The sequence below is a fragment of the Pseudomonas sp. genome (genome assembly GCF_046581935.1).
Lineage (GTDB): Bacteria > Pseudomonadota > Gammaproteobacteria > Pseudomonadales > Pseudomonadaceae > Aquipseudomonas.
The window spans coordinates 197,336-209,895 of the sequence record NZ_JAYGFK010000027.1 but is presented as its reverse complement, the minus strand read 5'-3'; the positions used below and the strand labels follow the sequence as shown (position 1 = coordinate 209,895).

Here is a 12,560-nt window from a genome sequence, read left to right as displayed (position 1 = left end):
GTATGGGGGCTCTGACGAAAGCTGAGATGGCGGAACGTCTGTATGAAGAGCTGGGCCTGAATAAACGGGAAGCCAAGGAGTTGGTGGAGCTGTTCTTTGAAGAGATCCGCCAAGCGCTGGAGCTCAACGAACAGGTCAAGCTCTCGGGGTTCGGTAATTTTGATCTGCGCGATAAGCGTCAGCGCCCCGGTCGCAATCCAAAAACAGGAGAGGAAATTCCCATCACGGCTCGCCGTGTGGTGACTTTCCGTCCAGGCCAGAAACTTAAAGCCAGGGTCGAAGCGTATGCTGGAACCAAGTCATAACGACGAATTACCTGCGATACCTGGTAAGCGCTATTTCACTATTGGTGAAGTGAGTGAGTTGTGTGCTGTAAAGCCGCATGTTCTGCGTTACTGGGAGCAAGAGTTTCCACAGCTCAATCCGGTAAAAAGGCGTGGTAACAGGCGCTATTACCAGCGCCAGGATGTGCTGATGATCCGGCAAATCCGCGCGCTGTTGTACGACCAAGGTTTTACCATCGGTGGCGCGCGTCAGCGGCTTTCTGGTGATGAGGCCAAGGACGACAATACGCAGTACAAACAGCTCATCAAGCAGATGATTGTGGAGCTTGAAGACGTGCTCTTGGTGCTTCGTAAATAGGCTAGGACTCGCAAAAAAAACTTCCACAATTCAGCAGGTTATTGTAGAGTCACGCCGCTTCCGCTAACACGGAAGTAGAGTCGGGGCGTAGCGCAGCCCGGTAGCGCACTTGCATGGGGTGCAAGGGGTCGAGTGTTCGAATCACTCCGTCCCGACCAAAAAATCCCTAGAAAATCCAGTCACTTAGCGGTGACTGGATTTTTTATGGACGCTTCACACATAGAAGCGTAGGGACTTTTGCGGGACTTTTTTCATCCTGCCATTCTCCTCAAAATTGTCAGGGCCGGGCCCGCGCGAGTTGGTGGCCGAAATCCTGTTGGCTTCGTCGATCAGTTTGCCCAACTCGGCGGCTGAGTAGTGACTGGTGATGCTGCCGTTCTTGTGGCCCAGCAGAGCCTTCCTGTCCTCCTCCGTTACCCCTGCTGCCCGAAGTCTTCGACCGAAGGTGTGCTTCAGATCGTGAACGCGGATCGAAGCAAATCCAGCTGGGGCAGGGCGCAGAAAACGCTCTTGGAACTTCTTCGCTGCTCTTACCCTGGCTTTCTTCCATGCCGAATCGTTCATCCGGTGAACTGGAGTGGCCTTGCCATTTCGATCGGGTTGTACGTAAGGAAATACCCGGACCGGATCAAGCCCACGCTGTCCCTCGATGACCGACCTGGCCACGTTGTTGAGCACCACGAGCCGCTCGTCGCCGTTCTTAACCCCGGAGCTCTCATGTCGGCCGCCAAAATACGCCGGTATGAGAAACACGCTGGTGTTGAGCTCTGGGATTGGTATCTCCCAATCCCAGCGAAGCTTCACGACCTCCTGCTCGCGTGAGCCGTTGTTGACCTTGTACAGGGCCATGCGGCGCAAATGATCAGGCAGTTCGGCGAAGAGAATCGACTGCTCTTCCCAGGACATCGGGTAAGGCATGCGTCTGGTTTTCTTCTCTTCCAGCTTGGTGATCATCGGTACTACGTCGAGCCAGGGACGCTTCTGCTCATCACGCCATTTTCGGGCGCATAGATTCAAGATGCGTATGACGCGTTCCAGGGCGATGTTCACCGTGCGGTGTGAGACGCCAGGCTTCAACTTGCAATCGCTGGTTCTGGTGCTCTTGAGTCGATCCCTTATGTAGGGAGCCAGAGTCTCGTCGTCTACATGAGTCAGAGGCTGGTCGCCAATATACGGATCCAACTGCTCCAGATAGAGGGCCGTGAGGCCTATCGACGGCTGATCCTTGAATTCGGTCAGGTAACGCGTAGCAGCTTCCCGCCACGTTCTGATCTTGCGGACGCCGTAGATCTTCTGTTCCCGGAGCTTTTCCAGCTTGTGTATTAGGTACTGCTCTGCCTCCTTCCTATCGCTTGATCCAGTGCTTTCCTGAATTCGCTGACCTCTGAAGACCTTGTCGATGTGCCAGGTCCCGTTCCTTTTGTAGAGGCCGCTAATGGTTTTTCGCGCCATGGCTTTTCTCCTTGGCGCTCGCTGCGGGAGTAATCATGTCCCTTGGCACCTTCCTTTTCAATGATGGCCCGGTCGATGTAGGCGTCTGCCCAGGCATCCAACTCTTCGCGATCAAAGCCGATGCCCTGCACACCAATGCGGAATTCCCGAACATAAGGCCGGACCGTTTTGTTGAGTTCTGTGCGGCACATGCCGAGGTAGGCGGGGGCCGCACTGGCTCGCAGGATTCGGGGTGGGCAGGTGATTGAGCGTGCGGCTATCTGTTCAGATGATGCAGGCATGAATGTCGCCTCCTTATCGGCCCTGATCCGTGCTGCAGATGCTGTCCGCTGATCGCTGGACGAACAACGTGGTAGAGGGGGCTGCGGAGGGTTTGGTACAGCAACCGTTTTGGCTCGGTTTGACCTGATGGATCGTGGGCGTATGGCCAGTCGTTGGCTTGGTCAGGTGATATCAGGCGTAAGGATTGATGCGTGTCTTTAGAATAGGTATCTCAGCAACCTAGTTCCAGCTCTGGTGGCCCAGTCAGTCGTGAGGATATGTACGCAGAAGTGTGGCGGCTTCCCATGACCAAGATTGCGGATCACCACCGTGTTTCCTCAAGTTTCTTGGCGCGCGCGTGTACCCGAATGAATGTCCCGCGGCCGCCGCGTGGGCACTGGGTAAAGCTGGAGAATGGAAAACCGAGTCCTCAGCCATCCTTACCTGAGGCTGGGCCTGGTGACCTTCAGGTTTGGCGCAAGGGAGATGCTCTTGGTGCTGCTTCTCAACCGGTTCCGAAGGCACCCGCACCGCGCAAAATCAGACCTGAACAGCTCCGCATATCGCGATCAAGGCAGCACCCTGTTGTCGTGGGGGCGTATGAGGTCTTTGCGCAGGGTCGCGTCATCGACCAGGGTTTCCTCAAGCCCGGGAAGCAGCGCCTTGTGGACGTTGTGGTGACCAAGCCGCAACTCGAGTCAGCGTTGAAACTGGCGAACCAGTTATTTCTCAAGCTGGAGGCTGCCGGTCATCGCGTGATGTTTGCCCCGAGTGACCGCACTTACGCCCGGGCTCCGTTTGATGAGCATGAGCATCCTCCCAAGAAGCCAAGGCGCCGGCATCCGGCGTTGTGGTCGCCATCCAAGCCCACGGTGGTTTTCGTGGGGACGGTTGCCATCGGACTGACGTTGTTTGAGATGACTGAGGAACTGGAGGCCCGGTATATCGATGGCGAGTACGTTCCCACCTCCAAGATAACGTCGCAGCAACTGCGCCGCTTGAGTTCATCTTGGAATTGGTCGACGCGTATGGACTTTGCGACCGGCCGGCTATGTATAAGGGCGTTCTCTCCATACCCAGGTGCTGATTGGTCTCAGAGTTGGAAAGAGGTCAAGCAGAGCCCGTTACGTGGCCAGTTGGATGACATCGTCCAGCAGCTCACAGACGCCGCGCCTGTAGTTGCTCGATTGGTTGAGGAGGCCGAGGAGCACGCCAGAGTTAGGCAGAAGGAGTGGGAGGAGCAGATTCGCCGGCTCGAGGAGAGGCAGCAAATTCAACGGCAGAATGAGGCAAGGGAACAGGCGAGGGCTGATTTGTTGAGTGTCATCAAACAATGGGATGACATCAGGCGGATCCAGGACTTTTTCAGGGATGTTGAGAATTCCACATCGAATCTGCCCGATGCAGCACGATGTATTGCTATGGATAAGCTTACCCAAGCACGTGAGCTTGTTGGCGAGCTGGATGCGCTCAAGGCACTCCTGCAATGGAAGGGGCCTAAAGATCGACTTTAAAGCTTCGTAGATCCATCGGCTTTCCTTCTCCCACAAAAAAGCCGCCTGAGATCGGCGGCTTCTTGCAGATCAGCAATTATTTCAGGCAAGCGCCTGAGTCTCTCTAATGTTCTTCGCTTCTTCGAGCACCTTGCGCTGGCTTTCGATGGCGCGAGCAGACGCAGCACCATAAGCGGCGCGCTTAGCAGCATCAGAATTGCTTCTGAAAAAGCTCGATAGGGGGCTTGGGTTGCCCGCATGAACTCTTTTCATCGATTAGGCCTCGGTTAAAATTCGATCAATCTCAGTGGCAGAGTATCCAAAGGTGACCAGAGCGTCAATTTCATCGGCACCGACGTTGAGCTCGACGGCTTGGTTACTCCCGTCAGTGTCTTTGACGATCAGGTCAACCTTGAGTTGCAGGCGAAAACTCTGTTTCAGCACCTTCACAACCTCCTTCGCTGAAAAAAGCTGTCTGATGAACTCGGCCTTCGGAATGTTTCTTCCCTCGGTAAGCTCCCGAGCTTTCACAAACTCCCAGGCCAGCAAGGGATCCTGATAGACATATACGATAGTGATGTCCCTGTTGCGTCTCAAGGAACGCTCAACGTTTCGTCGGGCTACCTGCTCGTTGGCAAGCGTTCCATCCAGCAAAAATGATTGGCGTTGTTCAAGGACAAGGTCATGCAAGCGCTCGACTATGCTGTTCACGGCTCGTTGGAACAGTCGAGAGTTGTTACCTGTGTACTCGGGAAAATAGGCGCGTAGGTCATCTGGGTCGATTCGCAGAGCTCTCGCCCCGATATCTTCGAAGCCTGCGATCAGGGCTTTGGAAACCTCCGTCTTACCCGCACCGGGGGAGCCTGCCATGAAAACCGAGACAGGCGTTTCTTCCCCAGGATACGCCCTGATATCTGCTATTTCCCTGGCGATGCGAGTCCTGTTTGCCTTTGCGAAGGCAATCGCCCGCTGCTCAATACCTACTTCTTCTTCCGTCATCGACCGTTACAGTGCTCTCGATTTTGGTGAAGAAGCCTAACAGCGTGGCGACAGTATGTCCTCAACTCGAAGTTGCCTTCCTGAACGTCCTATCCCTCGCCATAAAGACTTCTAGCATGTGCGGGATGAGCGTCAGGGCGTCGACTTCTTCGCCATAGGTTTGCGAGTGCAGCGCCGCGTAGCGCTCGAGGTCGGCTTTCAGGGTGGCGGGGCAGGTGAAGGTCAACTTCAGGTTCTCGGTTTTCGGCAGCGGGCCGAGGCGCAGCTTGGTCGTACTCATGGCAGGTTCCTCTGTTTATTGGAGAAAGGCTGGTAGGGGCGCAATACCAGGTCGCGATTGACGATCACGCGCAGGGGCAAGCCTGGGCGCTGGGTCAGCGTGGGCTGGATATCTAGGTTGCGGCGGGTGACCTCCTGGCCAACCTGGTTCACCGTGTCCTGCAGGCTGTCGCGCCCGGCGATGATGATGCGGTCGCCGTCAGTGCGGTTGGCCGGTGCCGCCAGTTCGGCGCCAATGCCCAGCAGGCTGGTCATGGCCGCGCCGGCGACGATCCGATCCCATTGCCAGTCGACGCCATCCTCGAGGCCGGCATAGCCGGCTGCATCGGTACCGACTAGATTGTCGAGCTGGAAGGACGAGGTGTCCGGCAAGATCACTCGCTGCCATACCACCTGCACGCGGCTCTGTCCGTAGCTCACCTGGCTGTTGTAGCGGCCTAGCAGGCGCGCACCCTGGGGGATCAGCACGTGCTCACCCGTTGCGCTGTCGTAGACTGGTTCGGTCACCGTGGCGATCACGTCGCCGGGTAGATCAGACTTGATACCGGTGACCAGTGCCGCCGCGATGACGGTGCCGGCCATCACCTGGGAAGGCGACTCAGGCATCTGTAGCAATCCGGAATTACGGATTTGCGCATTTACGGATTTACTGAGAAACGCCTCGTTCCGTTCCTGCTGGGTTGGTGTTCCTGATGTTCCGCCTAAAGTGCCTGGTGAGGCCGTACCCAAGGCCATGGGGTCAATATGAGCAGCTCCAGTGGATGCGACGCTCGATTTCCTCGCGCTGCCAGTCTGGAAAAACACCGAGGACAACGCCGCTTCCTCGGCCTCCTTGAGCCGGGCCAGGCGCTCCGCTTCGTCGGCATCTGGCCCATGCCCATAACCCTGCGCCTGCTGTTCGGCCCTGAGGATTGGCCCGCCCAGATCGCCGGGCAGCGGTGGCCCCAGTTGCGGTACCTCGGGCGCAGGTGGAGGGGACACCTGCGAGTAGTCTGCCGGCAACTGCTCCAGTCCCTCTGAGCGCGCCACGCGGTCGACGTTGTACAACTCGTTTGGCTCGGCGCTCTGACGGCGGTGCTGTGGTTGCAGCGACCACAGCATGGCACCGAGCACCGCAGCCGATAAGCCGCCGACCACTGCCGCCAGCATGCGCGGGTTGAGGCGAGTGACCGGGCGCGGCTTGGCGCGCAGCTCCAGCGACTCCGGCGCCTCCTTGGGCGGTAGCGAGGTTACCGCGGCTTGGTTGTTGTCCTTGGCCGTCATGTTCAGGGCCTCCCTACCACGCCATCGGTGCGCTCGATCCGCACCACGTCGCCCTTGTCGGCGCCCAGGCGCAGCTCGGCCGCGCCGAACAGGCGATCGACGATGTAGTAGGGCGAGCGGAAGCGGTAGTTGACCAACTGTCCATCGCCCTCCGGGCCGATCACGAACAATGGCGGCAACTCGCCCTGGGCGATACCGGCCGGGAACTGGATATACACCTTGCGGCCGTCATCGAAGGCGCGCAGCGGCTTCCAGGGTGGATTGCTGCCGCTGATCGAATAGCGAAAGCGCAGTTGCTCCAGCGTCAGGCCAACATCCACCGGTGCCGCGGCCTGGGCTGCGCCGGCGCGGCGTTTCAGGGCGAGCATGCGGTCCTTGGGATAGTCCCAGGACACCGACGCCATCCAGGTGTGTTCGGTGGCGCTCAGCTCGATCAGGTAGGTGCGACGCGTGGTGGTGATCACCAGATTGGTCTTGAGGTCGACCCGCGTCGGTTTAATCAGCACGCTGGTGCGCAACTCATCGCCGCTGCCACTGGTGGTATCGCCGACGATCCAGCGCACGGTGTCGCCGGCGGCCACGGTGATCAGCTCCTCACCGGGCTGCAGGTTGATCGTCGTGACCCGCCCCGGGCTGGCGTACACCTGATAGAGCGCGCCATCGGAGTAGGGCCAGACCTGGATGGCGTTGATATAGCCCTCGCGGCTCGGTGCGACCCTAGCCTCGCGATTGGCGCGCGAGACCCGCACGCGCTCATCGACCGGCTCCTTTGCCGGCTTGCTGGGTTGAATTTCCGGCAACGGCTTGAGCTGCGCTGGCAATGCCAAGGGCTTGGGTACCTCCACCACTTCGATGGGCTTGGGCGGCTCCGGCAGACGCTGCGCCTCGACCGGTTCGTCCAGAGCGATCACCGGTGGCTGCTGACTGGCGCAGCCGGCCAGCATGATCATTAGCAGAGGGCAGATAGAAAGGTTCAGTGAGCGTTTCATGGTTTCTTGGCTCCTTCCGTCGTGTCCAGCTCACGGCTCCAGGACAGGCCGTTGACGTAAATACCGAGCGGATTTCGGCGCAGTTTTTCCTCGGTGCGCGGAGGCTGCAGTACCAGCGAGATCACCGCTGTCCAGCGCTCCAGACCGGCTGCCGCACCATTCACGAAACGGCGTTCGATCCAGCGCACTTGGAACGAGCTGTCGCTGGCACGCACCACGCTGGTGACTTCCACCGATACCGTCTCCTTGCCGACCCGGGTGAAGGGATCGTTGGCGCGGGCATAATCATTGAGGGTGGCCGCGCCTCGGTCGGTGGTGGAGTGATAGGCCTCCAGCCAGTTTTGCCGCACCACCACCGGATCGATTGATAGCGAGCGCACCTGCTCGATAAAGCGCGCCAGGTGATGAGCGATTTGCGCATCCTGGGGCTGGTAGGGACTGGCGGCTTCGCCGACCGCGCGGACCTGGCCGAGGTTGTCGACCTCCACCACATAGGGCGTCACCGTCGACTGCGCTGAACGCCAGACCAGTCCCCCGGCCATCAGCAGCGCCAGGCTCAGGCAACCGAAGGCCATCAGCCGCCAGTTGCGCGCCTGCGCCAGGCTGTTGCCCATGCGCTGATCCCAGGCCTGCGCCGCTGCCTGATAAGGGGTAACAGGTTGTGGGGTGTCGCTGTAGCGCACCCGCGGACGTCTGAATCGCATCCTCTTCCTCCTTTACGAATTCGATGGGTCGCGGATCTGCGGCCCAAGGGATGAACCACCGCCATCGCCGCCACGAAGGGTGTGGGCGACTGTGCTGGTGGCCTGTGAAAGTTGTTGCAGGATCGGAAGCGGCGGGGGCGCCACCTGCTGCAGCGCCGGAAGAGGCTCCTGCCAGAGAGCGAGCGCCGCCCATTGCCAAGCGTGCCGCACCAGGCGCCATGCGTGCGCCGGCCAATACCGCGCCACCCACCCCTGTGGCTACTGCAGCAGCACCTGCTGCCATGCCCGCCGCGCCAAGCGCGGTACCGGCTGCTGCACCGGCACCCAGTTGCGGTGCGCCGGAGACCAACCCGGTGGCAATGCCCGGCCCGAAGATGCCCAGGCCGAGCAAGGCCAGCGAGGCGAGCATGACCACCAGTGCATGATCTATGGAGGGCTCGTCCGGCACAGCCTGAAACTCGGCGAACAGCCCTCTGCCAATGCCAACGATCACCGCCAGCAACAGCACTTTGATGCCGGACGCGACCACATTGCCCAGCACCTTCTCGGCGAGAAAGGCGGTCTTGTTCCACAGCGCAAAGGGCACCAGCACGAAGCCTGCGAGGGTGGTCAGCTTGAACTCGACCAAGGTCACGAACAGCTGAATGGCCAGGAAGAAGAAACTGACGATGACCACCAGCCAGGCCAGAAACAGCACCAGGATGCTATGCAGATTGCTGAAAACTTCGGGAAAACCGCTGAGGCTGCTGATCTGCTCAAGCAGCGGCCCTCCGGCATCAACGCCAATCGTGGCCAACCGCCCTGGCTGCAGAAACTCCGCGTGACTCAGCGCAGAACCTGAGGCCAGCAGACCCAACCCGGCGAAGGAGTTGAAGACGATCTTGGCCAGCACGTTGAAATTGACGATGATGAAGGCGAAGGCGCCGACATAGAGGGTTTTACGAATCAGCTTGGCGCTGACGTCCTCACCTCCCATGGCCCAGAACAGTCCAGCCAGGGTCATGTCGATCACCACCAGGGTCATGGTGAGAAAGGCCACCTCGCTGCCGAGCAGCCCGAAACCGGTGTCGATATACACCCCGAATACATCGAGGAAACGGTCGATCACGCTGACGTCGTTCATTGCACGTCCTCGTCGAAACTTGGCGGTATGGCGGGCAGCTCAGCAGGGCGGAGAAACTCGCCGGGGCGGGCGCGGCCGGAGTAGAAGCGCTCAGTCACATCGTCTTGCCGAGCTATGACGCCGTTGTCAGCCTGTCTGCAGGCGGCCATCACCAGCAGCGGCAGCACTATCAGGAATCTCATGGAGGCGCCTCCCTACCGATAGAACTGCACGGGGTGGGGGGTATAGGGCGTGCCGCTGCCCATAAAGCGTCGCCGCCGTTCGCGCGCCTCTTCGGCCGCTGCAGACTGACGGGCAAGCTCCAAGGCGACGGCGCGGTTCTGGGTGATCTGCAGTTGCTGCGCCTGGATCGACTGCTTGGCCTGCAGGGCCAGCAACTGGTTGGTGGCCTGGGCAGCCTGCAAGGCACCACCCGCGGATTGGCTCTGCTGCACCAGAGCAGCCAAGGCGCTTTCATCCTCGGCCAGGTTCTGCGTCACCTGCGCCTGCACGCGCAGGGCGGTATGCAGCCCGTCGAGGCCCTGCTGCCAGCGCTCGCGTGCTTCTTCTGACAGGCGCTGGCTGCTGACGTCGCCGGTGTACTCGTTCGGGTAGAGACGGCTGAATTCCTGATCCAGGCGCTGCACTTCGTAGGCCAGCCCTCGCGCCTCGGTGAGCAGCCGCTCGGTATTGACCAAGCTCGCGCGCAACTGGCTGACCACGTTGTAGTCCAGGCGCTGCAGATTACGGGCCTGGTTCAGCAGCATCTGGGTCTCGTTCTGTAACTGGCGAACCTGGTTGTTCGCCATCTCCAGGGTGCGCACCGCAGTCAGCGTGTTCTGCACCAGGTTGGTCGGATCGATTACGGTGAAAGCGCTGGCCGGCTTCACGGCCAGCAGACCCAGTACCAGCAGCGTGGCGCAGGGGAAACGGTGGGCAGGGGATCTCATGGCAGGCACTCCTTGCGTGACGAGGGATAAGCGGTGAGTAGGTCGGCGGCCCAGTCCAGGCGGCGATGGCGTAACCAGGCAGGGGCGAAATCGGCCGCGCCGGACGCCTGCAAAATGCGGTCGATCTCGCGCTGCTCGGCCGGGCTGGCCGAGGCAGCGAAGGCCAGCGCTACCGGCCCCAGGTCGAGGTCGAACAGGCGGTTGCCCAGGCGCGACTGGTAGTAGTAGTCACGCTTGGGCGTGGCCTGGGCGATGATCTCGATCTGTCGGTCGTTGAGGCCGAATCCTTGGTAGATGTCTCGGATCTGCGGCTCGCCCGCCTGCGGGTTGGGCAGGAAGATGCGGCTGGTACAGCTCTCGATGATCGCCGCGGCGATGCTGGAGTCCTGAATGTCGGCCAGCGATTGGGTGGCGAAGACGACGCTGACGTTCTTCTTGCGCAGGGTCTTGAGCCACTGGCGGATGCGCGCGGCGAACAGCGGGTCGTCGAGGAACAGCCAGGCCTCGTCGAGGATCAGCAGGGTCGGCGCGCCGTCAAAGCGCTCCTCGAAACGGGCGAACAGGTAGCTCAGCACGGCAGCCACCGCCGCCTTGCTGTGCATCAGTTCCTCCATCTCGAAACACTGCACGTCGGCGCTGCCCAGACGATCCTGATCGGCGTCCAGCAATGCGCCATGCGCGCCGCCCAGCACATAGGGTTGCAGCGCCTGGCGCAGGGCGTTGTCCTGCAGCAGCACGGACAAACCGGTCAGCGTGCGCTGCGTCTCCGGCGCACCGGCCAGGCTGTCGAGCGCCGTCCACAGCGCAGTCTTCTGCTCGGGGCTGACGGCCACGCCTTCCTGCAGCAGGCGAGCCTCCAGCCACTCGGCGGCCCAGGCTCGGTATCCCGGCTGATCGATGCGCGCCAGTGGCTGGAAGGCCAGGTCGCTGTCGCCGCCAAGGTCGTAGTGCTCGCCACCCAGGCCCAGCACTGTTGCGCGCAGCGAGCGCCCCATATCGAACAGAAAAAGGCGCGAGCCCGGGTAGCGGCGAAACTGCAGTGCCAGGGTCGCCAGCAACACCGACTTGCCCATGCCGGTGGGGCCAGCCACCAGGGTGTGGCCGACGTCGCCGACGTGGGTAACCAGGCGAAACGGCGTTGCGCCATCGGTGCGGGTGATCACCAATGGCGGGCCATCCAGATGTTCGTTGCGTGCCGGGCCAGCCCAGACTGCCGAGACCGGCATCAGGTGCGCCAGATTGAGCGTGGAGATCAGCGGCTGGCGGACGTTGGCGTAGGCGTTGCCGGGGATCGACGACAGCCAGGCCTCCACCGTGTTGAGGCTCTCGGCGATGGTGACGAAGCCGCGTCCCTGGGCCACCCGCTCGACCCGGCGCAGCTTCTCGTCGGCGATCTGGGGATCGACATCGCTCACCGTCACGGTGGCGGTCACATAGCCGAAGGCGACCTGATCAGCACCGAGTTCCTGCAGCGCTGCGTCGGCGTCGCTGGCCTTGTTTGCGGCGTCGCTGTCGAGCAGTGGGCTTTCCTGCTGGAAGATTGCTTCGCGCAGCAGCGCCAGGACACCCTTGCGCTTGGCGAACCACTGCCGGCGTAGGCGCGCCAGTTCCTTCTCGGCCTCGTCCTTGTCCAGGCAGATAAAACGGGTCGACCAGCGATAGGCGAAGCCCAGACGGTTAAGGTCGTCCAGCACACCTGGCCACGTCGAGGTGGGAAATCCATGTACCGACAGCGTGCGTAGATGCTGCTCACCGAGACGCGGCGCCAGGCCAGTGGTCAGCGGACTGTCGGCCAGCAGGGCATCGAGGTGGAAGGGCTCCTCGGGTACAGCCACCCGCTGGCGGTGGGTCGAAATCGTGGCATGCAGGTAAGTCAGCGTCTGGCTGTCATCGAGCCAGGCGAGTTCCGGCATCACTCCGTCCAGCAGGTCGAAAAAACGATCTGTCTCGGCGACAAAGGCAGTCAGCCGTTCGCGCCAGTCGACACCACGCTGCGCCCGGTGCTCGTAGAGCAGGCCGGCGGCGCGCGAGCGCGACTCCTCCGGCGGCAGATAGAGCAGCGTCAGGTGATAGCTGCTCTCGAAGTGGCTTCCGTGCGCCTCGAAGGCTGCGCGACGCTCCTCGTCCACCAGCCAGGACAAGGGTTCAGGAAAGTCGCTGTCACGGTAGTCCGCCGCCGCCAGGCGCTCGGCCTCGATAAACAGCGCCCAACCCGAGCCAAGGCGGCGCAGAGCATTGTTCAGGCGCGCCGAGGTGGCCACCAGCTCGCCCTGGGTGGCGCTGTCCAGGTCCGGCCCGCGAAAGCGCAGGCTGCGCTGGAACGAACCGTCCTTGTTCAGCACGACGCCGGGCGCGACCAGGCCGGCCCAGGGCAGCCAGTCGGCGAGTTGGGCGGGGCGACGCTGGTATTCGGTGAGGTTCAGCAT

At 61.1% G+C, this 12,560-nt stretch carries 12 protein-coding genes, 1 tRNA gene and 2 pseudogenes; 5 read left to right on the top strand and 10 right to left on the bottom strand.

The features are described from left to right. Positions 1–2: 2 nt before the first annotated feature. The 3 genes from ihfA to VCA57_RS22380 all read left to right on the top strand — a co-directional run bounded on the left by ihfA (position 3) and on the right by VCA57_RS22380 (position 800). Positions 3–305 (top strand): integration host factor subunit alpha, encoded by a 303-nt coding sequence (gene ihfA / locus VCA57_RS22390; RefSeq protein ID WP_003243414.1) that lies wholly within the window; start codon positions 3–5, stop codon positions 303–305. Next, the gene (locus VCA57_RS22385; protein ID WP_411187772.1) at positions 286–642 is read left to right on the top strand and encodes a MerR family transcriptional regulator; all 357 of its coding nucleotides are present in this window, start codon (positions 286–288) and stop codon (positions 640–642) included. The genes ihfA and VCA57_RS22385 overlap by 20 nt, the downstream gene beginning before the upstream one ends. An 81-nt stretch (positions 643–723) precedes the next feature. Then, positions 724–800, top strand: a tRNA-Pro gene (locus tag VCA57_RS22380). Positions 801–893: 93 nt separating this feature from the next. On the opposite strand, the pseudogene VCA57_RS22375 reads toward VCA57_RS22380, so the two are convergent. Then, positions 894–2,094: pseudogene (locus VCA57_RS22375) on the bottom strand (tyrosine-type recombinase/integrase). A gap of 35 nt (positions 2,095–2,129) precedes the next feature. Between VCA57_RS22375 and VCA57_RS22370 the strand changes: the two are divergent. Together VCA57_RS22370 and VCA57_RS22365 are read left to right on the top strand one after the other, a co-directional pair. Next, the gene (locus tag VCA57_RS22370; protein ID WP_411187770.1) at positions 2,130–2,342 is read left to right on the top strand and encodes a hypothetical protein; all 213 of its coding nucleotides are present in this window, start codon (positions 2,130–2,132) and stop codon (positions 2,340–2,342) included. A 318-nt stretch (positions 2,343–2,660) separates the two neighbouring features. After that, on the top strand, positions 2,661–3,869 hold the full coding sequence (locus tag VCA57_RS22365; protein WP_411187768.1) for a hypothetical protein: 1,209 nt from the start codon (positions 2,661–2,663) through the stop codon (positions 3,867–3,869). Between the two features lie 255 nt (positions 3,870–4,124). On the opposite strand, the gene VCA57_RS22360 is transcribed toward VCA57_RS22365, so the two are convergent. The 9 genes and pseudogenes from VCA57_RS22360 to trbE form a co-directional block, all read right to left on the bottom strand. Next, complete coding sequence (locus VCA57_RS22360) at positions 4,125–4,847, bottom strand: zeta toxin family protein (protein WP_411187767.1); 723 nt, start codon at positions 4,845–4,847, stop codon at positions 4,125–4,127. A 61-nt stretch (positions 4,848–4,908) separates the two neighbouring features. Next, a complete protein-coding gene (locus tag VCA57_RS22355; protein ID WP_411187765.1) occupies positions 4,909–5,127 on the bottom strand; it encodes a DUF2274 domain-containing protein in 219 nt (72 codons plus the stop codon). Continuing rightward, positions 5,124–6,389 carry a TrbI/VirB10 family protein gene (locus VCA57_RS22350; RefSeq protein WP_411187763.1) on the bottom strand — a complete coding sequence of 422 codons (1,266 nt, stop codon included), beginning with the start codon at positions 6,387–6,389 and terminating at the stop codon, positions 5,124–5,126. Before VCA57_RS22350 ends, VCA57_RS22355 begins: the two co-directional genes overlap by 4 nt. Positions 6,390–6,391: 2 nt before the next feature. Next, positions 6,392–7,378 (bottom strand): P-type conjugative transfer protein TrbG, encoded by a 987-nt coding sequence (trbG, locus tag VCA57_RS22345; RefSeq protein WP_411187761.1) that lies wholly within the window; start codon positions 7,376–7,378, stop codon positions 6,392–6,394. Then, on the bottom strand, positions 7,375–8,082 hold the full coding sequence (gene trbF / locus VCA57_RS22340; protein WP_411187759.1) for a conjugal transfer protein TrbF: 708 nt from the start codon (positions 8,080–8,082) through the stop codon (positions 7,375–7,377). Before trbF ends, trbG begins: the two co-directional genes overlap by 4 nt. 12 nt (positions 8,083–8,094) lie before the next feature. Continuing rightward, positions 8,095–9,205 (bottom strand): annotated as a pseudogene (trbL, locus tag VCA57_RS22335) (P-type conjugative transfer protein TrbL). Beyond that, positions 9,202–9,387, bottom strand: coding sequence for a hypothetical protein (locus VCA57_RS22330; protein WP_411187757.1), 186 nt, complete (start codon positions 9,385–9,387; stop codon positions 9,202–9,204). The pseudogene trbL and the gene VCA57_RS22330 overlap by 4 nt, the downstream one beginning before the upstream one ends. A 12-nt stretch (positions 9,388–9,399) precedes the next feature. Beyond that, positions 9,400–10,134, bottom strand: a complete 735-nt coding sequence (gene trbJ / locus VCA57_RS22325; protein WP_411187755.1) for a P-type conjugative transfer protein TrbJ — start codon at positions 10,132–10,134, stop codon at positions 9,400–9,402. After that, positions 10,131–12,560 carry a conjugal transfer protein TrbE gene (gene trbE, locus VCA57_RS22320; protein WP_411187813.1) on the bottom strand — a complete coding sequence of 810 codons (2,430 nt, stop codon included), beginning with the start codon at positions 12,558–12,560 and terminating at the stop codon, positions 10,131–10,133. The genes trbJ and trbE overlap by 4 nt, the downstream gene beginning before the upstream one ends.

Coding starts and splice junctions, on each gene's coding strand:
- ihfA (WP_003243414.1), top strand. CDS start 3: ATGGGGGCTCTGACGAAAGCTGAGATGGCGGAACGTCTGTATGAAGAG.
- VCA57_RS22385 (WP_411187772.1), top strand. CDS start 286: ATGCTGGAACCAAGTCATAACGACGAATTACCTGCGATACCTGGTAAG.
- VCA57_RS22370 (WP_411187770.1), top strand. CDS start 2,130: ATGTCCCTTGGCACCTTCCTTTTCAATGATGGCCCGGTCGATGTAGGC.
- VCA57_RS22365 (WP_411187768.1), top strand. CDS start 2,661: ATGACCAAGATTGCGGATCACCACCGTGTTTCCTCAAGTTTCTTGGCG.
- VCA57_RS22360 (WP_411187767.1), bottom strand. CDS start 4,847: ATGACGGAAGAAGAAGTAGGTATTGAGCAGCGGGCGATTGCCTTCGCA.
- VCA57_RS22355 (WP_411187765.1), bottom strand. CDS start 5,127: ATGAGTACGACCAAGCTGCGCCTCGGCCCGCTGCCGAAAACCGAGAAC.
- VCA57_RS22350 (WP_411187763.1), bottom strand. CDS start 6,389: ATGACGGCCAAGGACAACAACCAAGCCGCGGTAACCTCGCTACCGCCC.
- trbG (WP_411187761.1), bottom strand. CDS start 7,378: ATGAAACGCTCACTGAACCTTTCTATCTGCCCTCTGCTAATGATCATG.
- trbF (WP_411187759.1), bottom strand. CDS start 8,082: ATGCGATTCAGACGTCCGCGGGTGCGCTACAGCGACACCCCACAACCT.
- VCA57_RS22330 (WP_411187757.1), bottom strand. CDS start 9,387: ATGAGATTCCTGATAGTGCTGCCGCTGCTGGTGATGGCCGCCTGCAGA.
- trbJ (WP_411187755.1), bottom strand. CDS start 10,134: ATGAGATCCCCTGCCCACCGTTTCCCCTGCGCCACGCTGCTGGTACTG.
- trbE (WP_411187813.1), bottom strand. CDS start 12,560: ATGCTGAACCTCACCGAATACCAGCGTCGCCCCGCCCAACTCGCCGAC.